This is a genomic window from Sporosarcina saromensis (genome assembly GCF_033253735.1).
Classification (GTDB): domain Bacteria; phylum Bacillota; class Bacilli; order Bacillales_A; family Planococcaceae; genus Sporosarcina; species Sporosarcina saromensis.
The window spans coordinates 66,116-92,931 of sequence record NZ_JAUBDI010000005.1; the positions used below are offsets into that span (position 1 = coordinate 66,116).

25 protein-coding genes are annotated in these 26,816 nt (G+C 42.6%); 10 read left to right on the forward strand and 15 right to left on the reverse strand.

The window, feature by feature from the left end; all coding sequences use genetic code 11:
* Positions 1 to 5 precede the first annotated feature (5 nt).
* The 3 genes from sipW to QT711_RS07565 all read right to left on the reverse strand — a co-directional run bounded on the left by sipW (position 6) and on the right by QT711_RS07565 (position 1,924).
* The gene (gene sipW, locus QT711_RS07555; protein WP_317943116.1) at positions 6 to 617 is read right to left on the reverse strand and encodes a signal peptidase I SipW; all 612 of its coding nucleotides are present in this window, start codon (positions 615 to 617) and stop codon (positions 6 to 8) included.
* On the reverse strand, positions 565 to 1,182 hold the full coding sequence (locus QT711_RS07560; RefSeq protein ID WP_317943118.1) for a hypothetical protein: 618 nt from the start codon (positions 1,180 to 1,182) through the stop codon (positions 565 to 567). Before QT711_RS07560 ends, sipW begins: the two co-directional genes overlap by 53 nt.
* Positions 1,183 to 1,321: 139 nt before the next feature.
* Positions 1,322 to 1,924 carry a CalY family protein gene (locus QT711_RS07565; RefSeq protein ID WP_317943292.1) on the reverse strand — a complete coding sequence of 201 codons (603 nt, stop codon included), beginning with the start codon at positions 1,922 to 1,924 and terminating at the stop codon, positions 1,322 to 1,324.
* 1,057 nt (positions 1,925 to 2,981) lie between these two features.
* Here QT711_RS07565 and QT711_RS07570 point away from each other — a divergent pair.
* Entirely contained in the window at positions 2,982 to 3,875 is an 894-nt protein-coding gene (locus QT711_RS07570) for a hypothetical protein (RefSeq protein WP_317943120.1), read from the forward strand.
* 215 nt (positions 3,876 to 4,090) lie between these two features.
* On the opposite strand, the gene QT711_RS07575 is transcribed toward QT711_RS07570, so the two are convergent.
* Entirely contained in the window at positions 4,091 to 4,537 is a 447-nt protein-coding gene (locus QT711_RS07575; protein WP_317943122.1) for an alcohol dehydrogenase catalytic domain-containing protein, read from the reverse strand.
* A 295-nt stretch (positions 4,538 to 4,832) separates the two neighbouring features.
* On the opposite strand from QT711_RS07575, the gene QT711_RS07580 reads away from it, so the two are divergent.
* The 7 genes from QT711_RS07580 (at position 4,833) to QT711_RS07610 (ending at position 12,628) form a co-directional block, all read left to right on the forward strand.
* The gene (locus tag QT711_RS07580) at positions 4,833 to 7,088 is read left to right on the forward strand and encodes a TOTE conflict system archaeo-eukaryotic primase domain-containing protein (protein ID WP_317943123.1); all 2,256 of its coding nucleotides are present in this window, start codon (positions 4,833 to 4,835) and stop codon (positions 7,086 to 7,088) included.
* 405 nt (positions 7,089 to 7,493) lie between these two features.
* Positions 7,494 to 7,799: an antibiotic biosynthesis monooxygenase family protein gene (locus QT711_RS07585; protein WP_317943124.1), complete on the forward strand. Its 306-nt coding sequence runs from the start codon at positions 7,494 to 7,496 to the stop codon at positions 7,797 to 7,799.
* The gene (locus QT711_RS07590; RefSeq protein WP_317943126.1) at positions 7,799 to 8,158 is read left to right on the forward strand and encodes a hypothetical protein; all 360 of its coding nucleotides are present in this window, start codon (positions 7,799 to 7,801) and stop codon (positions 8,156 to 8,158) included. Before QT711_RS07585 ends, QT711_RS07590 begins: the two co-directional genes overlap by 1 nt.
* An 11-nt stretch (positions 8,159 to 8,169) precedes the next feature.
* Positions 8,170 to 8,832 (forward strand): cobalamin B12-binding domain-containing protein, encoded by a 663-nt coding sequence (locus QT711_RS07595; RefSeq protein WP_317943128.1) that lies wholly within the window; start codon positions 8,170 to 8,172, stop codon positions 8,830 to 8,832.
* Positions 8,819 to 9,586: an STAS domain-containing protein gene (locus tag QT711_RS07600; RefSeq protein ID WP_317943130.1), complete on the forward strand. Its 768-nt coding sequence runs from the start codon at positions 8,819 to 8,821 to the stop codon at positions 9,584 to 9,586. Before QT711_RS07595 ends, QT711_RS07600 begins: the two co-directional genes overlap by 14 nt.
* A gap of 699 nt (positions 9,587 to 10,285) precedes the next feature.
* The gene (gltS, locus tag QT711_RS07605) at positions 10,286 to 11,473 is read left to right on the forward strand and encodes a sodium/glutamate symporter (protein ID WP_317943132.1); all 1,188 of its coding nucleotides are present in this window, start codon (positions 10,286 to 10,288) and stop codon (positions 11,471 to 11,473) included.
* A 180-nt stretch (positions 11,474 to 11,653) separates the two neighbouring features.
* Positions 11,654 to 12,628: a hypothetical protein gene (locus QT711_RS07610; protein ID WP_317943133.1), complete on the forward strand. Its 975-nt coding sequence runs from the start codon at positions 11,654 to 11,656 to the stop codon at positions 12,626 to 12,628.
* Positions 12,629 to 12,841: 213 nt separating this feature from the next.
* Here the strand turns inward: QT711_RS07610 and QT711_RS07615 are convergent, their stop codons facing one another.
* From QT711_RS07615 to QT711_RS07640, 6 genes are all read right to left on the reverse strand, one after another.
* A complete protein-coding gene (locus QT711_RS07615) occupies positions 12,842 to 13,294 on the reverse strand; it encodes a hypothetical protein (protein WP_317943135.1) in 453 nt (150 codons plus the stop codon).
* Complete coding sequence (locus tag QT711_RS07620) at positions 13,294 to 14,094, reverse strand: DUF3100 domain-containing protein (protein ID WP_317943136.1); 801 nt, start codon at positions 14,092 to 14,094, stop codon at positions 13,294 to 13,296. Before QT711_RS07620 ends, QT711_RS07615 begins: the two co-directional genes overlap by 1 nt.
* Positions 14,095 to 14,139: 45 nt before the next feature.
* Complete coding sequence (locus tag QT711_RS07625) at positions 14,140 to 15,021, reverse strand: NAD(P)-dependent oxidoreductase (protein WP_317943137.1); 882 nt, start codon at positions 15,019 to 15,021, stop codon at positions 14,140 to 14,142.
* Positions 15,022 to 15,064: 43 nt separating this feature from the next.
* Complete coding sequence (locus tag QT711_RS07630; protein WP_317943139.1) at positions 15,065 to 16,513, reverse strand: aldehyde dehydrogenase family protein; 1,449 nt, start codon at positions 16,511 to 16,513, stop codon at positions 15,065 to 15,067.
* 85 nt (positions 16,514 to 16,598) lie between these two features.
* Entirely contained in the window at positions 16,599 to 18,224 is a 1,626-nt protein-coding gene (locus QT711_RS07635) for a helix-turn-helix domain-containing protein (RefSeq protein ID WP_317943141.1), read from the reverse strand.
* Between the two features lie 271 nt (positions 18,225 to 18,495).
* Positions 18,496 to 19,023, reverse strand: coding sequence for a hypothetical protein (locus QT711_RS07640; RefSeq protein WP_317943143.1), 528 nt, complete (start codon positions 19,021 to 19,023; stop codon positions 18,496 to 18,498).
* Positions 19,024 to 19,532: 509 nt separating this feature from the next.
* On the opposite strand from QT711_RS07640, the gene QT711_RS07645 reads away from it, so the two are divergent.
* Positions 19,533 to 21,200, forward strand: a complete 1,668-nt coding sequence (locus QT711_RS07645) for a hypothetical protein (RefSeq protein WP_317943145.1) — start codon at positions 19,533 to 19,535, stop codon at positions 21,198 to 21,200.
* 5 nt (positions 21,201 to 21,205) lie between these two features.
* Entirely contained in the window at positions 21,206 to 22,729 is a 1,524-nt protein-coding gene (locus tag QT711_RS07650; protein ID WP_317943146.1) for a hypothetical protein, read from the forward strand.
* Between the two features lie 89 nt (positions 22,730 to 22,818).
* Here QT711_RS07650 and QT711_RS07655 read toward each other — a convergent pair whose 3' ends face one another.
* From QT711_RS07655 to QT711_RS07675, 5 genes are all read right to left on the reverse strand, one after another.
* Entirely contained in the window at positions 22,819 to 23,271 is a 453-nt protein-coding gene (locus QT711_RS07655) for a putative toxin-antitoxin system toxin component, PIN family (protein WP_317943147.1), read from the reverse strand.
* Positions 23,264 to 23,392, reverse strand: coding sequence for a hypothetical protein (locus tag QT711_RS07660; protein WP_317943149.1), 129 nt, complete (start codon positions 23,390 to 23,392; stop codon positions 23,264 to 23,266). Before QT711_RS07660 ends, QT711_RS07655 begins: the two co-directional genes overlap by 8 nt.
* Before the next feature lie 269 nt (positions 23,393 to 23,661).
* Positions 23,662 to 24,807 carry an o-succinylbenzoate synthase gene (menC, locus tag QT711_RS07665; protein ID WP_317943150.1) on the reverse strand — a complete coding sequence of 382 codons (1,146 nt, stop codon included), beginning with the start codon at positions 24,805 to 24,807 and terminating at the stop codon, positions 23,662 to 23,664.
* Complete coding sequence (locus QT711_RS07670) at positions 24,788 to 25,939, reverse strand: M20 peptidase aminoacylase family protein (RefSeq protein ID WP_317943151.1); 1,152 nt, start codon at positions 25,937 to 25,939, stop codon at positions 24,788 to 24,790. Before QT711_RS07670 ends, menC begins: the two co-directional genes overlap by 20 nt.
* 15 nt (positions 25,940 to 25,954) lie before the next feature.
* Positions 25,955 to 26,746, reverse strand: a complete 792-nt coding sequence (locus tag QT711_RS07675) for a MurR/RpiR family transcriptional regulator (protein ID WP_317943152.1) — start codon at positions 26,744 to 26,746, stop codon at positions 25,955 to 25,957.
* Positions 26,747 to 26,816 lie beyond the last annotated feature (70 nt).

Sequence of the window (26,816 nt, forward strand, 5' to 3'; positions counted from 1 at the left end):
CTACGTTAAGACGAGCGATTTCCGCTTTCTTCGCCGACTACTGTCGCTTGCTTTTTCTGAGGCAACTCGATTTGGGCAAACACTCTCCACAGCGTCACGACAGAATGAATGAGTAACAAAAACCCTGGAATTAATAACAGTAGCGCACCATTTTTAGACTGTGCAAAGTTGACGAAGTAGCCAACGTACGGGATTGTAAATCCAGAATATTGTGCGACCACGTTTTCAGACAGTACCGGATTCATATCTTCAGCGTTATTATTGTCACCTTTTGTCCGAAATAATATCGTATCCCCACTGGTCACAACCTCGGTAATTCTGTGTGTTATTAGCATTTCTTCAGTCTCTCGGAACGTAATGACGTCACCAACTTGGAGCTTTGTTGCATCCACGTCTAAATCTACAGCAATAATCGAACCTGTTTGAATGCCTGGCTCCATCGACCCGGAAAGCACGGTTTTTAATTGGTAACCGAAAAACTGCGGCTCGCCACCTGATATTTTCGTAATGACCACCGCGGAAGCGACTGTTAGTAACAACACCATTAATAACCCTGTAAGCAGATTATTGATCCACTTCATCATTATTTTCGTTTTCGACGTCTTTCTCGCTCTCATTTGTCTCGACCTCCGATTTATTTTCTATGTCCATTTCAGCGTTTTCATCTTGTGAATCTACTCGATCTACAACTTGACCTGTTTCATCTGTATGCTTTCCTTGATCATTGGAAGATCCTTCATCACGCGTTTCTTCTTGAACTTGTTGCTCACTACCTTCCACCTTGTCCTCCCCATCTATCATTTCTTCATCATTTTCATTCCCATCTTCCGTGCTCTCATCGCTCAACTCTTCACTTTCTTCCTCTTTAGTCGTTTGGCCATCACCTTCGCACCCAGTGGTAGTCGATTCGTCCTCTTCGGTAGATGCTTCTTCCGCACTTTCGCCTTCAAGACTAGTTTCCACATCGTCATCTTCAATCACATTGCCACACTCGTCTACTATTTCCCAAACGCCAGCGTTAATGGATTGACTAACGACAGATTGACTTGTGAATTCTGCATTCGTATGAGATGAGAAATAAGTGATAAGGTAAAGGGATAAGTAACAAATGAATGCAATTTTCAAGTTGAAAAGCAGCGTTTTGGCATCTCTTTTATACCTACGTCTTCGGTTACTTTTCAATCTCACACCACCTTTTTCGCTGTTGAAATGATTCACTTTACAGCTATTTCTCCAGCTATACGCTCGTTATAAGCAAGAGAAATAGACATAAAATTTATTAAAAAGGAGGAGAAGTGCTCCCCTCCTTTGGAATAAAAGCTTATTTTGCTGTTCCAGCTGTTTGCTTCGCATCAAACGTCCACTCAAGTTGTAATGAATCGCCTTGGAACACGTTTTGATCTTTCCCATTGTCTACAAACTCGAACTTAACCGTTAAGCTATCAGATGTTTTAGCTTTAAGCCCGTCCGGCTCTCCACCCAAGATCCAGCCAAGTAAGTCTCTATCGACGACATCCGATTTACTTAAATCTTTTAGTGTGGTTTCATGGACAACTTCTGTCTTTTTATCTTTATTAACAATAAACTTCACTTTAATATGCTCTCCGAAGTCCGCACCCGCATTATTGCCATTTGCATCAGTCACCGTATATTTCGATGTTAAGAATACTTTTGACACATCCAGGCTTCCAATATTGTTTAGGGTGAAATTACGTGTCATTGTATCGCCTGGTTTAATGTTCTTTACATCGATGATTGCATTTGCCGCGTCACCCCCCGTTACATTAATATCAAGCGTACCTGCTGCGAAACTGCTGTTGTTCACTTCCACATCATTGAAATAGGCATACGTGCCGCCACCAATCATACTAACTGCCAATGCACCTGTTGCGATTCCCATTGCTAATTTCTTTTTAAGACTCATCATTGATTATTTCCTCCTATTAGGTGATTTAGTTTGTAACACATCGTTCCACTACCATTTTGAAGTCTACAAATTTCAATGCTTGTAAATTCGCTACCTTGCACCAATTTCATAGTTCTGCGACTGTTTCACAGTGTTTTTTCAGTACTCTTGAATATTTAGTCAGTATAAGTTCTAGTCTGTAAAATACTTAGTTGGAAGATTGGTCATTCTAACGAGCAACCAGACAAACAATCAACATATTTCGAAAGGTTCATTTTCCCAATTTATACGTTTCTTTTTACAGACCATCTCCCCCTCTTGACTATGCTTGTAGAACTATGAAAGTGGAACTGTTTTTAGTATATACAGAGCAGAAGATCTCTACTTCCCTCTTAAGAACACTCTTTCATCCAGACAGTATTCTCAAAAAGAATACGATTCACCGTACACTTTCGTACCACATATCATTCATAAGTGGCATTTTTCGAATGTATCCTTGATTTTAGTTCGATGATTTTGGTTATAGGGCTTATAACCTATATTTAAAAATAAAATACTGCCAATGCATCTTTAATCGCCTTGGCAGTAAGCCTACTGGTATTTATGAGAATGAACGGAAACCGTTAGGAACAGGTATTATTGAAGCAATCTATTCTAAGTCCGTGAAAGAGCCAACTTTCAAGTTTAATATAAATCAATCATTGCTAATGCTTTGATTTCGCCAATTTTCCGGTAGTTACGTTCTTTATCATTTTTTGCGAATAAAATGAAGTCCTTTATACGCATAGATGACGCGTGGGCTAGATTGCTTTTAGTTTGACAATATATCAAGCATGGCACCTCTATATTAAATACCTTCTTCGTAATCTGACCGAGTATATGTATGCAATCGTACAATCCTTCCTAACTGACTATGCGGTTCAAATTCATGGTATATACTTCATCTTCAAATGATGAGCTAGAGATAAATAGGACAAATATTTAGGTACTTACCACCATAAAATCAATAATATTTATTACTTTTAACATCTAAAGTGCTATACTATCAAAGACGATTTGAATAGGAGGAATTCAATTGAAAAAACCATTTCGTGTAACGAAGCTTATCTCTTCTTTCGTGTTGACAGCAGGCTTACTTTTCAGTAGTATCCAACCACTTGCCGCTCAAGCTGCGAGTGTAAAAGAAGAACAACAAGTAGAACAAACAACTAAATACACGTACAAGGTGATGAAAGTTTTACGTGTCAGCCTTGGCGTGGACAAGCATTCTACTGTGAAAGATGACGAGATTGCTAGTATGAACAAAGCAGAAGTGATGAATCGGTATCTTTCATCTCAAGGAAAGAAAGTGAAGGGGAATGAGGTGCGGAAAGCTGTTGAATTAATTTTCAACATCGACTTGGATTTCATTTCAAAACAAGGAATTGGCACGACGGTATCTTCGTATGATGCTGCGGTCATGGAAATCCTTCGTCTTGACTTGGGATTAGAAAGAGACGACATTTCACGTGATCAAGACATTATGGCGATGAAAAAAAATCACGTGATGGACCGCTACAGCAAAATGTTTGGGTACAAGCTTTCTGGACCTGAATACCGTGTTTTAATCAATCAAATATATGGGGTAAACTTGGACGGTATCGCAAATTTGGAACACGCTCAAGTCGCAATCTATTCAAAGGGTCAATGGATTTTAAAAAGCGATCAGGATTTAATCATCCTCCGTTCCAGCCTGGACGATGTTGAAGTGTACGTCGCACCGACTGACTACTATACGGCCCTAACCGGCTCAACTGAACTTCCAGCATCGCTAATTGCAAAGTTAGCAAGCATGGGTTTCACCTATGACGAGTCAACAAACGCATACTACTACGCCAACCCAACAGGCGAATCAATCCCGGACGCCTTTAAAGGCCAAACCCTCGGCACAATCGTTGGAACCATCGCAAACGAATTCCCAAAACAATAAACAACCACTAGGAAAATGAGCAAAGCACCCATCCAATTTCAGTATGTTTGAAATTGTTTGGGTGCCTGTCCCCAAAACAATTCTCTATGTTCAAAATCGTTTGGGTGCCTGTCCCCCAAACAATTCACGAATGTAATTCTTTATACCCAATCCTAAATCTCTTCACCATAATTTTTCTCTTCAATCAGACGAATATAGTACTTAACTCCCCTGAATTATCGACAATAGTTTGAATTCAGTTGTAAATCAATTTTCAAATTCAACGCTTTCATGCACTCGATCGCCGTTTTACCGGCTACCGGAAAAGCAGCAAAATGAAGATTTGCGCTCATCTTAACCAAATTGCGCCGTGGTACCGCTACATACTCCGCTAAACTTCCCCCTTTTTCTAACATACTCGTACTCATCATGACATTGTCCCCCACTGCCAAACCTGTCACAGCATTTCCCACTTCAACAATTGTTCCAGCACCCTCTGAACCGATTACATAAGGAAAATGGACAGTTTGCGGGATGAAATACCGATCATGAATACCTACTCCGAATGCCTTCACTTGAACGAGAACTTCTTCATCCGTGAAAACTAGTTTCACCACTTCCATCATTTCAACAGTTTGAGCGGTTGCACTTGTTCTTACAAAAGCTTTCATTGTTTGTACCATTCTCTCTCCTCCTTTGTTTTTGAGATGATTGCGGGTCTTACTTATATATGTGCAATAGACTGTGACGCGATGACAAAAAATTGCTTTGCTCTTACAATGCGCCCGACTGGGGAGTGCTGCATTTTTTTAGGTATGGTTAGTGATGAATGACTATTTGTCGTATAGAGTCGAACACCTTTGACAAGCAATCAAAAATATATGAAAATACAAGTAAATTACAAAACGACTAGTATACAAGCGTCTATTTGTGCTTTATTCCAATACATTTGACTTCCCCTACTTATGAGGTGATTCCATGGATACAACGAAAAACGATACTCAACTCTCTGACGACTATGAAAAAGTAGTTCTTGAAAATGCATATTTGAAGCAAATGATTCATCATTTATTGCCAACAGTTCAATTGCGACCGCCTGAAGAAATCGTGACGAATGCATCCGAACCGGCTGAAAAAATCCGTTTGTTTAAGGAGCTATTCATCGGAAGAACGGATGTCTTTGCTAGAAGATGGGCGTCGAGTGACGGCAAAGTAGGCTACTCACCTGTCGTGTCGAATGGGAAATATGTTCCTTTAACGAATCAAGTCATTTACGATCATCTGCGAGGAGAACATGTCATTGGCATATATCCCATGCTGTCAGGGGATACATGCCGCTTTTTCGTCGTGGATTTTGATAAAGGGGATTGGCAAAAGGATGTTTCGGCATTTGTGGCTATTTGCAATGAAGTGTTCCTTCCATGCTATATTGAAAAATCACGCTCCGGCAATGGCGCGCACGTATGGATGTTTTTTGCCGAAGCGCTTCCAGCTGTTCTTGCTCGCAAACTCGGGAATGCGTTATTGAAAAAGACGCAGACTCGCACTTCAACATCACTTTCCTCGTACGACCGTTTTTTTCCCAGTCAAGACCATTTATCCGCCTCAGAAGGGTTAGGGAACTTAATTGCACTCCCATTGCAACAGCATGCACGCATACAGGGAAACAGCGAATTTGTCACCTCTACATTTGATTCGATAGACAATCAATGGGCTTATTTATGCTCAGTCATTAAAATCGATAATAACCTAGTACGAAATGCTTTATATGTACTTGGTGCACCTGCGCCTGAACTCTTTGTGAATGAACAACCCGTTACCATTACGGCTGTCAGAAAGAATGGCATCCATTTTGCATTAGACCACTTATCCGAAGCAATGCTGAACCAATTAAAATCCTTGGCGACTTTTGGCAATCCAGAATACCATAAAGCGAAAGCAAAACGGTTGTCCACACAACACCTTTCTGCACGAATTGAATGTTTTGATGTAACAGAAAAGCACCTTATTCTTCCTCGAGGGACAGAAAGGGCAATTCGTGATTGGATTGCTTCGACGGATTATTCGATCGTTTGGCAAGATGAAAGGTATGCAGGTACGCTCTTTGAGACAGAGTTTATGGGCCAATTAACAATGCAACAACAAGATGCTATGGATCAATTCATGAAAAATGAATGTGGCGTTCTGGCGGCAACGACCGGTTTCGGGAAAACTGTAACAGCTGCAGCGTTAATTGCGGAGCGGAAGGTCAACACACTCATCATCGTGAACCGAAAACAGCTACAAAGCCAGTGGATCGAACAGTTAGCCACTTTTTTAAGCATTCCCAAAAAGGCAATTGGTCAAATTGGTGGCGGTAAGCAGACGGGCACTGGCAAGCTTGATGTCGCAACCGTCCAAACGTTAACAGCTAATGGCATAAGCCCACTCATTACACAATACGGACAAGTAATCATCGACGAATGCCATCATGTGTCAGCCTATACGAATGAGCAATTGTTGAAGATGGTACGCGCAAAATATGTGTACGGATTAACGGCCACCCCTTCCCGGAAAGATGGGTTGCATCCGATCATCCACATGCAATGCGGCCCAATTGTCTATAAAACACATGCCAAAACGCAAGCACTCATCCGTCCGTTCCATCATGTGTTAAAAGAGCGTTTCACCTCCTATCAAACAACTTCTTCTACGCTGCCTTCGATTTACAATGAGTTAGCTGATAATGAAAGACGCAATCAACTCATTTTCAACGATGTGCTGCTCGCTTTGGAAGACGGATTCACGCCTTTAATTTTGACGGAACGGGTGAGTCATGTAGAAACTTTGGCAAATATGTTTAAAGGATTTGCAAAGAACGTTGTCGTGCTTTCAGGAAACCTTTTGAAGAAGAAACAGACAGAAACATTGCAAACGATCAACGAGCTGCCGGCACAAGAGGAACTCGTCATAATCGCGACAGGGAAATACATCGGAGAAGGTTTTGACTGTGCAAGACTCAGCGCTCTGTTTCTCACAATGCCCTTCGCATCATCGGAAATGCTTACGCAATACGTTGGACGGCTCCACCGCCAACATGACGAAAAACAGGAAGTACGGGTGTACGACTACATTGATCGGAAAGTCCCCGTGCTGCTCAACATGTCCCATAAACGTATGAAAGGCTATAAACAATTAGGCTACATACGAGAAGCAGACCAATCAAGTACAGCTGATCAACTGCAACTCTTTTAACAGCCGATAGAAATTAACTCGTACTTAGAAAATCTTATCTTCCCCAAAATCGCTAGACACGAATAAACACCTTAGAAAGCATGAAGGCAAAACTCCCTTCATGCTTCTTTCGTAATTTGGAGGGCCTTAACGGAGGATTGGCATCTAAACATTTTAGTTTATTCATAATTGTTTTGGGGACTGGCACCGTTTTTATGTTCCTTTTGCACTACTTCCTACAACACACCTTTCTCCATTCGTATAGCCGAGTAACTTCTACCAACACAATTCAAACCATTCCAAATTGTTCCGGGGACAGTCCCACATTTTCATACCTTTAGTCCTCTCCGCCACTTTCTTCCATTACTATGGTACACTGAATCTATCGAATCTTGTATTTTTAGTAGATACTTAAAGGAGCTTGCCATGTATATCGTTAATTCCACTTTTCAGGTTCCACCTGAGAAGGCTGACGAAGTGATTCGCATTTATAACAATCGTTCGAAGCGGGTGGATCGGGCGGAGGGGTTTCTCTCTTTTCAATTGCTGCAAAATCAAAAGCGGGCCGGTGAGCTCGTTGTCCATATGGAGTGGCAGACGAGGGAGCACTATTTACAATGGGTACGCAGCGAAGAATTCAAGGAAATCCATGAACTGGAGAAGAAATACCCTGACCAAGAGCTCGCATCGATCATTCCGAAAGTTTCTCAATACAAGGTGGTGTCTACCTGATGAATATAGACTCGAAAAACCAAGTTGTTGAGGAAATCGTCCACCAGATTTATGAAGCATATCCTTGGCTCGTTGAGAAATTCGGTGAGAACGGGCGTAAACGCACAGCGGAGGACAATTATCATCACCTCGACCATTTGGAAATCGCTTTTCAAATGAATGACGCTCAATTTTTCATTGATTATACGAAATGGTTGGACGAAGTGTTGACGAGCAGAAATGTAAGCAGGGCTATAATTGTCGATAACTTTCAACGACTACAACACGTTCTTCCTGGCAAATTGGACAGCGATCGGGAAACAGCTTATTTGCATTACCTAGCCGAAGCCCTTACAATTCTACGGCAACTAGACGTTTGAGGAGGAATTGAATGACGGAACATGCCATCCAACTCGCGCATAAATTTCTAAACGGAGATGAGCAAAATGCCCTCTCCTTCATCCATACAGTTTTAGCGAACAACGATCGACTGTCGCTTTACGAAGACTTGATTACCCCTGCAATGATTCATATCGGCAAGCTATGGGAACGAAACGAAATTACAGTTGCGGATGAACACTTGGCAACTGCAATCTGTGATTATATTATTTCATATGTTGAATTTAAATCGGCAGCGATGGATGCGGCCAGCAATCGAAAAGTGATGCTATTCGGAGTGGAAGGCGAAGAACATTACATTGGGTTGAAGATGGCGACGTCTGTCTTTCAGGAGTTCGGCTGGAAACTTCGTTATTTAGGGCCGAACTTGCCGCTTCGCCACGCAGAAACGGCGGTCAATGCGTGGCAACCTGACGTTGTCGCCATGTCAGCCGCACTTTCATATCGCTTGCCAATGCTTCGTAAATCCGTTGAGGTGCTTGCGAGTGTTGCACACAAGCCTACTATTTTAATTGGCGGTCGGATGTCGCCACACGCAAAGTTTGAAGATGTAGCGGCTCCTGGACAAGTCGTCGTCCTACAAAGCTTACGGGATCTTCATGCGTGGCTACAGCACACAGGTAAAGGAGCCGTTACTGAAAATGTCATTTCCTAATTCCGCTTTTCCATTACCGATGTACGCCATTAATCAACACTTAGAGATCGTGCAAATGAATCAAGCTGCCCTTAACACGTTGACGATTGGGACAAGCTTATTGGACATCATTGAATCGGAAAGCCGGTCTAAACTCGCAGAGCATCTCGAACAATTCCAGACGATTAAAGCGCTCGAGATTAACTTACTTACAAAAACAAGCGACATCCAACTTGCGGATCTGTATGTTTCTTGGACGGATGAGACAATTGGTGAAGTTATTATCGTTCCAAAGGACGAAGCGGTTCGGAAAGTGAGTGAGCAATTGGGGAGGCTACGTCATCGACTGACAGAAACCAACTTTGAATTGTTGCAAGCGAAGGAATCAGCAGAGGAATTGTTACAAGAAAACATTAGACTTTCTTCTCCTTTCATTGAACTGACTCAAACAGTTGGCCTCATTCCAATTTTCGGCCCTCTCGATGAACAAAAGTCTGAAAATATTGCCGCTACCGTTTCTAACCGGGCATATAAATCCGATGCTGATACCGTCATCATCGACTTCACCGCTGTCGGGGAGATTGAACAAGGTGGATTGAACGGCTTCCAAAAACTTGTTCATATTATGCAGCTTCTAGGTTTTACAATGCTTGTCGTTGGGCTCCATCCCGAACACGTAAAGAAATGGAGTGCATTGGAGTTCACTGCTGATGTTCGTTTCTTAAAGTCCCTACGGCTAGCCCTTGACAGCGTTTTAACTACACCTGTCCGTTAACATACCCTGTTATTACAGAAACTACTTGAATGCACAAGCGAGGATGTGGACGAAAAATCGTCCCATCCTCTCTTTTTTGTAGCACTTTGCATCTCCACAACCGCCACACATTTCCACATCCCCATAAAACTCCAGCTACATCTTTGACACTTAAAACTTGAAAAACCTTGCAACCGCAACGCGCACACTACTTTTTACTCCATTCAAAAAAGCGTACTATTTTTCAATTCAAATCATTTCAAATTGTTTTGGGGACTGGCACCGTTTTCATCCATCTTATGCACTACTCCCCGCAATCCACCACGCCTCATTGGTCGGTATCGGAAAAGCCTTCTCGGAACGATTCGAATCATTCTAAATCGTTCCAGGGACAGGCACCGTTTTTCTCCCTCTTTAGCCCCACTCCCCTTTCCCTCCACAAAAACTAGTGCTTCATCTTTATTTTCGACAAATTTCTCACGTTTTGGGTGAAAATCTGTTAAGGTATATACTGTTGTTATTGAATGCGCATGTCTTTCCCATTTCTGTTTGAACTTAGACTCAAGACAACTTAGATGCGTTTTAACAGCTTCCTATTACCGATACATAGGAACGTTCTTTTCATACGGCTTCGTTGACAGTACTGGATCTATGTACAACCTAATAGCCGTGCAGATAAGAATAGAGGTCGCTCTCTATTTAAAGGAAAGGTGAATATGCATGATTGAAATTAACCAAATTACAACGTTATTTTTAGCCGCAGCAGTCTACTTGCTCGGTACGGCACTCGTTCATCGAATTGGGATTTTAGATCGATTTCTGATTCCTGCACCCGTTGTCGGCGGTCTTTTATTTGCTATTTTGGCGCTCGTTTTACAATCCACAGGCATCGTGGAAATTTCCTTGGACACGTCGTTACAGTCCTTGTTCATGATTGCTTTTTTCACGACGGTCGGACTAGGCGCGAGTTTCAAGCTGATCAAACTCGGTGGAAAACTGCTCGTCATCTATTTGTTACTGTGCGGCGTAACCGTTTTCATGCAAAATGTGATCGGCGTCTCACTCGCTAAAGTCTTTCATATTGACCCATTACTCGGCGTCATGAGTGGCGCTGTGTCCATGAGTGGTGGACACGGAGGTGCTGCAGCGTACGGCCAAACGATTGAAGAACTCGGCATTTCTTCTGCTGTGACGATCGGGATGGCGGCTGCTACGCTCGGACTCATTTGCGGGAGCCTTTCTGGTGGTCCGATTTCCCGTCACTTAATTGGCAAGTACAATTTAAAACCAAAAGAAGGCAACGTAGAAGAGTATGTCGAGCAAGACGAAAAGCCGATCGGCCAGCATTCATTCATGGTGCAAGTCGCAATGATTACGTTGTCGATGGCTGGTGGCACGTTGATTGGTGATGTCTTCACAGAAGCGACTGGCTTTGTATTGCCTGCGTACATCGGAGCCATGTTCGTCGCGGTTCTTGTTCGAAACATCGTCGACCGCTTCCTTCCAGGTACCGTCAATATGAAGGAAATTAATTTAATCGGAGATGTTTCACTCGCCATTTTCTTATCCATGGCACTCATGAGCATCAAACTTTGGGAAGTCGCAGGTCTTGCACTCCCACTCGTCGGTATCATCATCATTCAAGTGGCATTCATCGTTGTTTTCGCGGTATTCGTCATGTTCCGTGCACTCGGCAAAGACTATGATGCCGCGGTGATGATTGCTGGTTTCCTCGGCCACGGCCTCGGTGCGACGCCAAACGCGATGGCCAATATGGGCGCTACTGTGAATAAATTCGGACCTTCCCGTACAGCATTTCTCGTCGTACCGATTGTCGGCGCGTTTCTAATGGACGTTATTTTTAGCGCCCCAATCATTATTACGACAATTAATTTCTTTGCTCCATAAACGATGCTATCGAAAGCCAGCTCGCTTTGCTACTTCAGACAGGATTTGTCCAGAAGTCAGCTAGAGAGAGCTGGCTATTTTTTATTCATCACCATACAAGGTACAATGGAACATAATAGACAGACAATTCACGCATACATTGCATGAATCAAAACCGTGCGTTTTAAAGGAGGAAAACACGTGGAAAAGCTGAAAGAACTTGCAGGAATGGCGATCATAACGGTACTCTTCACCCTTTTCACAATCGCACTAGTGTCCGCGTACATAGAAGAATACAACCTATTGAAAGCAGAGCCCGTAACCGTAAAGACGATCGAGAAAGCAGGCGCAAAAGGCTTATATGGTCCCCCTTCCTATTATGTTCGTGTGGAATTGCCAAATGGAGAAGAGGCTCCTTACTTGAATCGAATTTCCAACCAGCAAATAAAAGACTTCCAAGTGGGTGATGAAGTTTCAGGCTATTCACTGCGCCCATCTGATTTTTCCACACTGCGAGATTTCATTTTCGACAGCATCTTTTACTTGGCCGGTATCTTGATTCTCGGTTTATTGGCCTTCTGTTGCTGGGTCGCGCTAATCCTCACCATTCCATGGAAGCAATCAAAACAAAAGACGCTATCAAACAAGCAAAAGAAACGAGAACGCAAACGTTGGAAGAAGTTAAATCGCAAGAAAAAAGGTAGTGGCTGGGGCATTGTAGGCGGCATCATTGCATTCTTTCTGCTGTTCCTCATTCATCCACTATGGAATCTGCTCATGAAGCTCCTACCATTCGGCAAAACCCAAAACGAAGCGCTCGTCCTCGATCGGGATTCATATGTCACATACAGAAAACACGAAGATTCTTCGTATGAACTGACCCTTTCCTTTCAAGACGATGCAGGGCAATCTGTTCAAGTCATTAAAGACGTAACACGCAATACGTACCATCAGTACAACTCCGGTGACGCAGTACCCATCACGTTTCGCAATGCAAATCCGTATGATGTGTTCATCCAAAACACGACATTTTGGGACCTCTTTCAGCTAGCGACGACATGGCAAGCCTATCTCTATTTCTCCATTATCGCGCTTACCGTGTTTGTTGGGCGAATCTATTGGCGGGATTATAGAAAGAAAAATTCAAAGAGTCAAGACATACAAAAATCCAGGTAGCTCCGTTTGGGAGGAACCTGGATTTTTTGCATGCGCTTATGTGAAGGTCATTTAGTAAGGAAAAATTATTAATAAAAGCAAAACTCCATACTACAATTTTAAAGTCGAAGAGAATTATAGTGATTGTATTCAACTCAACTTTGACAAGTAAAGATTGGTTTCAACAAAGCAGTCTTTTCTATCATCCGTTCTTCAAAACGTTCTATAAAACTCTTAAATAATCCCTTGGAATCGTAAAATAATCTCCGCAATAACAGCGGATCCAAGAAATGTTCCCAGCATGACAAGCGTCGCAACAACGATTGTTTTCCAACCGAGTTTCACGAAATCTGTCCAAGAACGCCCAATCGCAATGCCTGCATAGGCGAGGATCGGAGTCGCTAGTGCAAGAAGCTGAACTTCTGATGTCCACTGTACAACCTTTTCAGAGCCAGGAAACCAAGGCATGGAAACGATGACACCGATAATCGAGATATACGCGATACTAGGGAAATTCACGGGAATCAGCTCTTTTAGAATAAAACCGGCCAAACAAATAACAACAAGTGTAATCATGCCAGGAACAGCTTTAATTGGCAGAATATCATACCCTGCCAAGTTTCCAATAAGGGCGGTGATACCAAAGATTCCAAGCAACAATACCCACTCTTGTATGTTTTTCAGCATTAGTACCCCTCCTTATTAGGCGTCATTCGCGCATAAATTTTCTCTGTTAATGGAAGTCCAATGAAGATACTTACCCACAAACCTGTTGACAGTGAAAGCAAATTACTCGCACCCGAAAATGCGACAATTTGCGATTCAAGCTCTGGAAATGCAGCAATGAGCGAACCACTCGCGGCAGCCATCATACTTCCACTTCCGACACCTGATGCCATTGCAAACGATAATGGGCTCAGTGGCGTCAATGTTGCGAGTAATCCAGAAATAAGCCCAAGGAACACAGCACCAAACACGGTTCCAAAAATGTACATCGCCATCACACCCCGTCCCTCAGGAGAGTTAATGCCGAATTTGTCCATAATTAACCCCACGTTCGGCTCACGGCCGATGGAATGCGTCATACCGATTGCTTCACGTTTAAGTCCAAGCCATACCGCAACTGGTAATGCGATTAAAATCGTTCCTAAATTTCCGAGTTCCTGCAAGAGCAATGCTGGACCTGCTGCAATGACTTCAGGTAAAGACGGCCCAATAATAACCCCAATTTTCGCTAATAATAGTGATACTCCTAAAACAATAATCGGTTCGGCATTTTTTGACTGCTTCTCTTTAACCACTGGTGTGAAATAAAGCACCAAACCAATCACAAGTGCATATAACATCGGTAGTAATAAAATCACGCCTGGCCCAACTGGAATTTTAAATGTACCAATCAATTCAGTAATTACCACAATCCCCAGCACAATCGCATGTAACCGCCAGTCCTTCCAGATACCAGCTAGTGAATTCTCATTTCCAACCATGCAAATCTCCCCCCTCTTTTTATTCCCACTCCTCTTTGCAATCCATCAAGTTACTGCCTCACGCTCAAGCAATTCCGCTACCGCAGTGGAATCACGTGATCCACTTCCTACTGCATTTGCTCGTTTAAACAACTCCAGTGGTGCATCACTAATTGTTGTAGGTACACCAACATTGCTAGCCAAACTCTGATACAACGTAAGATCTTTTAACATGTTGTCAAGAGAAAACATCACTACGTCATAGGTTTCGTGAATCATAGCAGGACCAAACACATCCATTACTCGTGACTGAGCAGACCCTTTTTGAAAGAGCTCTCTTAACTTTTCTTTTGAAATACCTGCCCTTTCTCCAGTTAGCAAGGCTTCCCCTAACAACGAAATGATGCCGCCTACGACCATATTATTACACAACTTCACAATCTGCCCTGCTCCACTTGAACCCATATATTCAACATGCTCTCCCATTGCTTGAAGCACAGAAGAAACTTGTTGAAACGCATTTTCAGGTCCACCGACCATGATCGTGAGTGTCCCTGAACTTGCACCATCAGGTCCACCACTTACCGGACAATCAAAATACGAAATGCCAACAGAACTTGCTAATCCTTCGATTCTCCGTGTCCTCGCAACATCATTCGTGCTCATATCCAATATCGCCGATCCAGGCTTCATAATGTGTAACGCTCCATCCTCCTCATCCAACAGGACGCGTTCCACTAAATCCGTCGTCGGTAAAGACAATATGACGACGTCACTCGACTTGGCGAGTTCTGGAACTGAAACAGCTCCACTTCCACCTTTCTCCACAACCCTTGCAACTGCTTCAGGATTCGTATCATATACCGTCACTTCAAATCCTTTGCAGATTAAATTCGTAGCAATCCCAAATCCCATCAGACCGCATCCAATAACACCTATTTTGGTCAAAAGATTCCCTCCAGACATTTCTTACTGATAAACCACTTGCTGATCAAGGTCTAATATAAACGGTTTTATAGTCCGTCCAAAAATCCAATGTCGTCGACCCTTGCTCACGTGGCCCAATACTGGAAGCTTTCTTGCCACCAAAAGGATACTGATTCTCAAAATAGTTGGACGGGATGTTTACATGAGTTACGCCCGATTCAATATGGCGAATGAAGTGAAATGCTTTCTTTAAATCATTTGTATAAATCGTCGATGACAAACCAAATTCACTATCATTCGCTAGTTCCAATGCTTCTTCATACGTATCGACAACACTCATTGCCATGACCGGGCCAAAGATCTCCTCTTTAAAAATCGTCATGTCGCGCGTCACACCACTAAACAACGTCGGAGCAACGAAATAGCCTGCGTCCAGTCCATTTTCCATCAATTGTTCGCCACCACATTCGAGAATTGCCCCCTCGTCAATGGCCGATTTCACATAGTGTAAATACGTTTTCAGTTGTCCATCATCGACGACAGGCCCGTTGTCAACGCTTTCATTAAAACCATCACCAATTTTTAACTGCTGAGTCCTTGCAACGAGTTTTTTCGTCAAATTTTCCGCAATGGATCGGAGTACGATTAGACGACTTGTACCTGTGCAACGTTGTCCGTTGTCTAAAAATCCACTGATAATCAAGTTTTCCACTGTTTCATCCAAATCTGCATCTTCAAGCACAATCGATGCGTTCTTACCGCCCATTTCCGCTTGCATTTTCGCACCACGTTCACTCACGGCCTTCCCAAGAGCGAGTCCTACTTGTGTAGACCCCGTAAACGATACGGCTTTGATCTTTTCATGACTACCGATTGCATTTCCGATGACTCCGCCTGGGCCTGTCACCATATTAATGACACCCGCAGGAACTCCTGCTTGCTCAAACAGTTCCATAATCTTGACACTGATTAACGATGTGTTACTTGCAGGTTTGAAAATCACCGTATTCCCCGCGACTATTGCAGGCGCAATCTTCCAAATGCCGATTCCAAGCGGGAAATTGTACGGAGCAATCACAGCAACTACACCAAGTGGTTCACGGATTGTATAGGCAAAAATGTCCGCATCATGCGACGGAACCGTTTCTCCTGTCATGCGAGTTGCTTCTCCGCTAAATTGTTTCATCGCTTCAATCGTTTTTCGTACTTCTCCATTTGCTTCCCTGAATGACTTCCCGACTTCTTTTGTAATAATCGTAGCCAACTCTTCTTGCTGCGCTTCCAACAACTGAATGAGCTTGAACAACACGTCTCCACGAGTTGGTACAGCAGTATTCGCCCAACTAGGAAATGCATCTTCTGCCGCTTGTATTGCGCGTTCGACATCGATTTCATTCGACTTTTGGAAATAGCCTAACACCTCTTGATTTGCTGGATTCAAGCTTGCGTATGTTTCGTTCGTGTTCGATGAAACCCATTCACCATTAATGTAATTGTTATAAGTTGTACTCATCGTTGCACCCCTTCTCAAAGTATCTATCTATTACGATAAATTAAATTAAGAAGTAGTTATATGTGACCCATCACAAAATTTCCTATTATTTTTCATTGAGCTCCATAAAAATTTTAAAGGCAATCACAAAGTCAATCCAGTCTTCTCCATTGGAAAAATCAATGCCTAGTATCTCTTCCGCTTTTCGCAACCGATAGTAAAGTGTATTTGGATGCACATGTAATGCATTTGCAGTCCGTTTCTGACTACTATTTGACTGGATGAATACGTTTAGCGTATCGATTAACGTTGCATCTGCCCTTTTTAGTTGGCCCAACTTATCATTCATGAAACGCTCTAATAATTCCTGGTCGACTTCATACAATAACCGCTCAATACCGAGCATTGAATATTCCACAATGGGTACATTATATTTTTTTGCGTAACCGACAGATCGCATGGCCTCCTTGTAGGACACTGATAACTCCTGAATCGGTGTTTCTCTACCAATTCCTACACTAATATCAGAACTCCCTGCCCCCATCTGCCGAATGCTTTCGTATAACTCTTGTACCGTAGAACGAGAAATGGTCGGGACAAGTATAATCAGTTGAAAGGCTCGTGCAAAAATTAACGGATGCACGCGCTCTGAACGAAGCTTTTTCTCTACAGATTTCACAAACTTTTCTTTTCCAATTAATTCTTCCACTTGCCACAAGGGTTTTTCGTTTCCTTCAATTACAATACATTGTACGAGCGTATCTGATCGCCAATTCACATACTGTAATGCTGCCTCCAATTCCCTTCCAGATAACCCTTCCAGTAAACGATTAAACACTTGCTCTCTAAAATAAATCTCTTTTTCGTACAATGCGTTTTCCTTAATCAGTTCCAATGCAATCGACAAACTTGCCTGTTCAATTGTAATTTTGTCCATTTCACTGTACTGCTCAAAAGGTTTCGGCAAGGAAAGAAAACCTAATGTATCCACTCCCCTTCGAATCGGAAATAAATGAGCCTCAGAAGTTCTATCAAGGTAGCTAAAGTAACGCACGGCAACCCCGATTCTCCTTTTCAGTAATGAAAGGATTGCATCTATTCCCCGCCCTTCAATAACAAGCTGATAGAACGTATGATGAATGGAAATCGATTTTTCCAATAACGCGTTTTGCTGTTGCAAATGCTCATGTACCCTTGCATTCTCAATTGCAATCGCGCTCTGCCCGGCTACGACCTCAATCACCTTCATATCTTCTGCTGTAAAAATACTGTCTTCTCGATAATTATTGACAGCGACCACACCTAAGCATCTCTTCTCGTAGAGAATCGGCACACAAAACGAACTTCTAACCGTTCTTTGTTGAACGCCTTCAAAATAGTACCTAACATTTAACGCAGACATATTCTTCATATAGTCATTAATCTCATCACGGGATGTGAACAACTTTGGCTGTCGCTGGACAAAGACTTTTCCCGTAATCGACTCACCTTCAGCAAATGCAACATGGCGCATTGATTCAACGGCAACCCCTTCACCTTTTGCAAAACGGAGTGTTTTTGTGTCCTCATCATATAAATAGATAATAATGACATCCGCCACATCGACTAATTCACTAGCCGCCTGTATCACACTATGTAAGATTTCTTCGAGTCGCAAAGACTGCGTCAGAATCTTATTAATTTCCAGCAACTTATTCGCTTTATACAAATCCATCTCACTTTTCACTAACATCCGCTCACCCCCTTCACTTATTCTTTTAATTATCTGTCAAATAACCTTTTATCTCAATACTTAATTGGAAAAACTATAGACAAGCACTATAAAAATCCCTATTTGAAATAGGATATCGTTTTCTCCAGCAAAAAAAGAACGGACCTATGACAATTGCCTAGACCCGTTCATCGCTTTTCATTTTTGATGTATTCCTTTTGCTCCTTTTAGACGTTGCTCTTCCGCTAAGAGCAATCATTGCAAGGACTACCTTACCCACATAACCCTCAACCTACTCCTGTTCATGTAAGATCCCTCCAAACGGAATCGTTTCAGTTTTCGTTACCCCGAACTTCTTATACGTAATCTTCATATCCGAAATGTCATCTGTTGCACGATCTCCATCGTAATGTACCTGCAACACCATTCGGAATGTATCACTGGTTAGTTTGTAATTGTTAATTGGCACTAACCGCTCCTTCAAACCACTTTCGTTAACCGTCTCTTCATTAGCAGAGCCAATCGCATTCCCATCAGTTGTCTCATCAATGAAAGCGACGATTAGAAAGGCATCTTCTTGCGTTAACGACTTGCCATCCTTTTTGATAAATTCCACTTGCTGCAATGTCGGATAACCGCTTCCTTTCCACGAAAATTCATAGCCCACATACATCGCGTCACCTGTTTCAAAATGTTCCTTTGGCAAGGTAACATGGCTGTTCTTCTCAAACTTTCCATTGTTAATGAAATACGTCGCTCCCCCTATAACCGCTATACCTAAGATGAGAAAAAGGAACACAAACAAGATGTTCTTTTTCAATTAATCCACTCTCCCCAGTTTACTTAATGCAGTACAAATGCAACCTCTATCACCTACATATCAATATATACGCACTAACTATCTGAAAAGTTTCTTTTTTAAATAAAAACCCAATCATATGGATGGATGATTGGATTTGTTCATCATTGAGACTTTAAACAGCAACATTTTTGCAGATTGACGCGTCATTGAAACCTGTTTAATGACACGGGAGCAACGATATTGAAGCCTGGCGCGTCATTAAAACTCTCTTAATGACACGAGCGCGACGATTTTACAGCCTAACGCGTCATTAAACCTCATTTAATGACACGCGTGCGTCGATTCTGTAGCCTAGCGCGTCGTTAAACCTCATTTAATTACACGATAGCACCATTTTAGCAGACCCCCGTGTCATTAGGGATACTTTAGTTTCCGCAACATGTAACAACATTTTTAAAAATCAAACACCCCTTCCTATCCACATGCTATAATTAACCAAAAAGACCCACATGCCTCAGGAGGATAATATGTCTATTCAAAAATACATAAAAGAGCACATTACTTTGTTAGGAGACAGTACGTACACTGCTCCTGGCATTCCCGATAAAAAGCTGAACGGTGCTATTTCTTCCTATGCGCCAGATGTGAATTTGGAATATGTTGTCGCCTTAAAAGATACGTCAATTCTTTCAAACGGCAAAGAAGGATGCTTGTTTTTAGGGGATGCAGTGTATTTGAAAACTGCGTTTGAAAAGCCGTTGAAGTTGGAATATGCCGCCATTAAATCAATTGTCCATACGTCTTTTGAAAAAGCTGCAAGTTTCGGAAAGACAAAAACGGTAGAAAACGTGGAAGTGTTCATGAAGGATGGCACTTCTTATAACGTGACTTCCCTACTACTAAACGTTAATTTGAAAGGGTTTGTTGCACTCATTGATGGTATTTTAGCTGAAGCTGAGCAAGGGAAGGACTTTACAAATACATCACAAATTACGCCACTGTCTGAGATGTCGGAATCCGTTAAGCAACACTACATTAAACTTGTTGCCAACTTTGCATTTTCGGATGATCAAACGATTGATGTACTCGAGTATACAGAAATCATTTCGTTAATTTCACGCATCGAACTTAGCGCTGCCATGCGTCTCGACATTCGGAGGTATATGAGCAATGTTGACAACCTCATACCGACAGAAGAATTGCTTAAAACGCTAAAAAATACGGTTGAAGAAGGCAGTTTTGATATTTTAAGTAAGTCTTTATTCAAAGATGTGTTGTACATTTTCGGGAAGAAAAACAACATCCACGATTGGGCACAACATACTTTTCTATGCGAACTTGCAGATGCATTATCGGTTACACGCGAAGAAATTGACCTTATCATCGCTGCAATCCAACATGATGAGGATATTTTGAAACACCGAAAAAACGACTCGCAAATTAAAAAGTCGATGAAGGATTTATCCGCAAAAGCTGTCGCGGTTGGATTACCGATGGCCGCGATCTATTTTTCCGGCTCCGTCGTCGGATTGAGTGCAGCAGGCATCACTTCAGGCTTAGCCGCGATGGGTATGGGTGGCCTCCTTGGATTCTCGAGCATGTTTACCGGAATTGGGACGCTCGTCCTAATAGGCGTTGGCACGTACCACGGGCTGAAAAAAGTGAGTGGCATTAGCGATATTGAAAACAATAAGCAACGCGAATACATGCTACAGGCGATTATTCGGAACACACAAAAATCGCTTTCCTATTTAATTGAAGACATCAATGGCATTACCCAGCAGTTGATGCTTGAGATGAAGAAAGGCAATGAGAATTCCGAGAAAATCCACCAATTGTCGAACATGCTGGACATGTTGAGCAGAGGTGCGCAGTTAAGTGCGGATAAGCAAAATGCCTCTCAAATCGAGCAAGTCATGACGAAGCTGCCTGCAACATTAGATCGAGATCGACTCATCGGCTTGACGAACAAGCCGACACTTGAAAAAGTCCGTCAGTTCATTGAATCTTGTTATGAATTGAAACACGCGACCGAGGAAGAAGTTCACTCCAAACCTGTGTGGCAATTAAAAGAGGGATTGACGTTGGCAGAAGTGGAAAATCTGCATAATTGTTTTTCGGAAATTGATTACAACAAAGTAGCTCAAGCAGCGTTCGCAACCGCTACGACAAAAGCGAAAAACTTGTTTAGGTGAATCAAATGAAAAAATCCCATCAGATTTCCTCAAAAGTACTGGATGAAAGCGGAAAAGCGCTCATCGTCCAACAACACATTGTGCAACAAGCCGAACAACGACTTGGACACTTACACGACAATTTGGACCAACTGAGCCAACTACAAGACGTGCAAAGTGATGCATTGGATAAGTTGTTACAGCAAGCTAAGCTGCTCGCAAATGGTTCAATAATTTCCGATCCAGTTGATACGCCCACCTTCAATAAATTGGTAGAAACCCCATATGAACAACTGGAAACCTTGCAAGCAAACGAGGCAGATTCGTGGACCGACTTTCTCCAACAAAACGAAACGTTCGCGGCGACGCACAACATTGACCTACAAGGCGATCCGTTTGCAAAACTGTTTACGGACAGAGAACGTGCAGAACTAACGCGTCAAATACGCGAAGATTACAAGATGGTGACGCCAAACTGTGATCGCTACGATTATGCAATTGCCGCCACGTGCGGTGCGGTTGCCGGGCTCATCGATAGTTTTTTCGTCGGAATGCCTGGTGATAGCAAATTAGGGAAATGGACAGACCAACAAGTCGATAACGTTGTCGTGAAATTTGCCCAAACGATTTGGCGTGCCGATAAAAACAACGGTGCACAACTTCGTACGGAACCTGAAAACATCGCACAGGCAATCGGGTTTTTAGAGCGGAAATTCAAAGTGAACTATGATGCGCGGTACGCTGCGGATTTAGTTATGGGAGAAGAAACGTTAAATATGCGTCCGAGTGATCACCATTTAAAATCCCTTGGCCATTCACCGGATATCATCGGGCTATTCTTTTCATTGCTTGATCAGTTCACGGGCAAAGCGAGTTTTATTGCCGATGGACGCATCATCCGACTGGAACCAATTGAAGGAACGAATGCCTATAAGCTGCAAGGCGAGAACTTTCTTGCAAAACTGTATTGCGGATTTGCCAACTGGCTCGGGCATTTGCTATCGGATATCTCGGGATCGAGTGGAACAAGAGGACATAATGATGGACGGCGGGGAGCTGGCATTCCCCTCCCGTTCTATTCATTATTCCAACTATGTGACTTCGGCTCCATCGAAGTAAATGGACAAAGCAAAACCTTTGCAGAGTTTTCCACTGCCGTCTTCGAATCGGGTTACGACGCACGTTTCGGCATCACGATGGCAATCCCTGTCGCCTTCAATGAAATCGCCATTCGATTACTATGGGCACTAAAAAGTAAATTTTATCACAAACGGAGCTGGAAAGAATCCCTTCCAATTGGCAATAAACCCGAATTGCGACGCATGCTCCTCGTTGGTCATGGAACACTTTGTGTAGTCGACGGCGCAGATGCCGCGTTGCGCGCAGGCGGCAATCCTCTTCTATTTGCAACACGTATGAACATGGTCGCTTGGTCAAGATTGGCGTTTAGCGGGTTGTTGGAAGTGCGAAGTATGTATAAAGAAAAGGGACTTGATTTGCAAGCGTTGGAGAGAGATTTGGTGAGAGAGTGGGAGCGATTGGGGAGGTAGGTTTATAAAATAAATTTGGAAGTTCTCATAGAGCACATTGTCTTCAAAAATCACATTTTTCACAAGCATCCTTAAATAACAAAGACACATCATTGAGGATGCTTGTACCCTTTCATATGTTCCAAGAACTCGATTGAGGGTACAATTTTAAATTCATAACAGTTTATATCTAGCAATCCAGACTTAGTATCATTGGTAACTAAATAATGTACTTGCCCAGCATAACTACACTCCAGAAACATGTCATCAAACTTGTCGTTACAATACACCTCAAGGTTTCCTCTAATTTTTAACGTATTTACAGATTTAGAATAAAAAAACATATCTGCGATGTACAGTAGAAATGCAATCTTTTCTTCTTCCAGCTGTAACTCCTGATTAGCAATTTTCTTAGTAATATACATGAGCTCACCGATTGTTTCCTGGGAAAATGCCGCTCTAAAGATACCGGCATTAAAACAATCAATAATTTCTTCACAGTCTGATCTATGCCCCAACAAACCATCAATAATTACATTTGTATCAAAAACAACCTTAATCATTATACTTATCTAGTTCTAAGTCTCTTTTCACATCTTTAGAACTTCTCTTGTTTTCTTTCATTGCTTTTTGAATAATTTTTTTTGCTTCTAGTAAAGGATTCTCTTTTTTAATTGTAACCAATTTATTTTCCTCCTTATCCCTCAAACGTATCACTTCCTTTGGAATATGTATACGTGTAAGTGTTCGTAATCGGTACATTAATTATACCATAACTCCATTAAAAGACGAAATTATACGAAATTTAAATAATCCATTAAACATTCCTGTTAATTTAATGCATTTGGATAGTTGGAAAAGTGATAAATAGCTATTAAACAATTCAAATTGCTTCACTAGTAGTTACAGACAAACTCCCCCGCACAGCACAAAACCATGCAGGGGCACTTCATTTATGACGGTATTGGATGCGCAGACTCTCCCGTACGAATCGTCTCACGATGAACAAGCACTTTCCGCAATTTCTCTTCATCTATTTCATAACCAATTCCGAAGCCTGTAGGAACATGAATAATCCCGTTTTCCATAATAATTTCAGGTGTTACGATGTCTTCTTCCCAGTAGTGGGAGGATGGAGCGGTATCACCAGGAATTGTGAAGTTCGACAACGTCGTCATTTGAATGTTATGAGCGCGTCCTACGCCAGTTTCTAGCATGCCTCCACACCAAACGGCAATATCGTTCGCTTTGCATAAGTCATGGATGCGGATGGATTCGGATAGGCCACCGACGCGTCCAATCTTAATATTAATGATTTTGCAACTGCCGAGTTCGATTGCTTTCCGAGTGTCTTCGACAGAGTGGATGCTTTCGTCGAGGCAGATTGGTGTCGTCAGTTCTCTCTGAAGTCTCGCGTGGTCAATAATATCGTCATGGGCAAGCGGTTGCTCGATCATGATGAGATTGTATGGATCCAGCTGTTTCAGATGTTCAATATCCTTTAAGCTATAAGCAGAATTGGCATCTGCCATAAGCACGATGTCCGGAAATTCTTTACGAACAGCTGCGATGTAGTCGATGTCTGCGCCTGGTTTGATTTTTACTTTAATCTTCCTGAAGCCTTCGTCCACATATTCTCGGACTTTCTCAACAAGCGTGGCAGGATCTTTTTGAATCCCAATGCTTTTACCAACCTCAATTTCCTTCTTCTCTCCGCCAATCAGTTCCGCGATCGACTGCTCGTTCTTTTTAGCGAATACATCCCAAATCGCTGTTTCAATTGCTGCTTTTGCAAGATTGTTCCGTCGGACGAATTCCAGCATGCCATGGACTTCGCCTGGATGACCAATTTCCCGATGAATAAGCCGTGGGATAAGAAATTCCTTCAACATATAAACCGTTGTTGCAGTCGTTTCTTCATTGTAATACGGTTCATTGCTCGTAGCCGTTTCCCCCCAACCGGATAGGCCGGATTCGTCAATTACTTCTACGAGGCACACATCTTTGTTCTGCATTGTTCCAAAACTTGTCGTAAACGGAGCGATGAGCGAGACATTCGTATGGTGGAGTTTTACTTCTTTAATTGTGACTGATTTCATTCCCAGTTTCCCCTTTCGCATGCAGTTCTAAAATCGTTGTCATGACGGCAATTCCGTTCATCATGGCATCGCGGTCAAACGTCATCTTCGGATGGTGGAGACCTGGTTTCAAGTCACAACCAAGTCCGATCATTGTTCCTTTCAAGTGCGGTTTTTTGATTGTATAAAAATGAAAATCGTCTCCGCCTGGTGTACGAATTGGTTCAGTCGTATTGTTCTCGCCGAGCACTGCTACAATTGCTTGATGCGCTACATTTTGTGCCTCCGGATGAACTTCGGCAGCTGCGATGCCGTATTCTTCAGTAATGCGAATGTCTACACCGAAGAACGAACGTGCTGAATCGAGAACTGCGTGAATCCGTTTTGACAGTACTTCCATCGCATCATTTGTTTGTGCACGTAAATCGACTGCGAGCGAAGCACTTCCCGGTATGATGTTCGTGCTTCTGCCGCCTGCTTCAAAACGCGTCACTTTCGCCGAATGTGGTACGGTCGGGTCAAGATGAATCGTTTGGATAGCATTCACAATATACGTGCCAATTTCGATTGCGTTATGTGTCAGATGCGGCCTAGCACCATGTGCATCATCCCCGCTTATGTCAAAATGAATGGTGCCGGTCGCTCCATGAACAATAGCCGGTGAAGCTTTGCCGTTTTCCGTCTCTTGATGAGGTCGTAGATGAATCCCGTAAAAATAGTCAACTGCGTCAACAGCCCCCTTTTCCACAAGTTTCAATGCACCCGCACCAACTTCCTCCGCGGGTTGAAAGATGAACCGGATGCCTATCTGTTCAAGTAAATCACTACGATTCTTAACGTTTTCTACAACCCCGAGAACCATCGTCATATGTGCATCATGGCCACAGGAATGATTCGCCTTTAATGCCCCATCAACTTCCTGCCAAAGTGCATCCATGTCGGCACGTAGCGCGATAACTGGCACGTCTCCCGAGAAGTTCCCGATATCCCCGATGACACCTGTACAATCATCAAAAACTGTCACTGCACAGCTGGCCTCTTCCAATCTCCGCTGAATGAACTTCGTTGTTTCAAATTCTTCCCAACTCAACTCAGGATTTGCATGTAAATGTTCAAACGTACTCATTACTTGATCTTTCGTTAACGTGCCCATCAATCAAAACCCCTCTCATTGAATATAGTAATTGTTTGCCGGATTAATCAGATCCAGCTTGTCAATTCGTTGCGCGACATGTAGCAGCAGACTGTTTAAAACCGAAAACGTGACAGGTCCTTTTTCGAGAACAGATTTCTGCGAGATCGGAATAACGAGTACATGATCCGCAAAGTCGACGACAGGTGAAGAGCCTGAATCGGTAATAACGATGACTTGATTGCCATTTGCTCGCGCTTCTTCCGCCAGTCGAATCGTGCCAAGTGCATACCTGTAATACGAGAAGATGACGACGCACTGTCCACTCCCACGCTTTGTCATGCCAATATCCGTTTCCGGGCGATACAGTGTCGTATTGCCAAGCAATGTGTTCAGCAACACGGTGAACCAGTGGGCATACGCAAACGATTGATAGTAGCCAATGACGTTAATTGCCTCTGCTTCGACTAAACAATCCACAATCTTTTCGGCAACAGCCCAATCCAAATGCCCCGCAATTTGCGTAATATTATCACTGTCACTTTCCATAATGCCGCTGAACGGATGCTGATCTGCTCGTTTATTCTCAGGTGATCGGATGGTCAGCAAACTCCTCTGCACATCCGTTTGAAGGGCACTAAAACCCTCATAGTGAATTGCTTTTGCAAAACGAATGATCATTGTTTCGCCTACACCAAGTACATGCGCAATCTTTTTCGCTGGATGTGTGGCAAATAGAATCGGATTCGTCAGCAACGCTTCTGCCACTTTCTTTAACCCAGCTGTCAGTTTTTCATATTCCTTTTTTGTTCGTTCATCGTAACGCATCTCTACAACATTCCTTCATTTGTAATAAATCATAAAATTTATCGTTGTCAAAATAAATTATATGATTTAC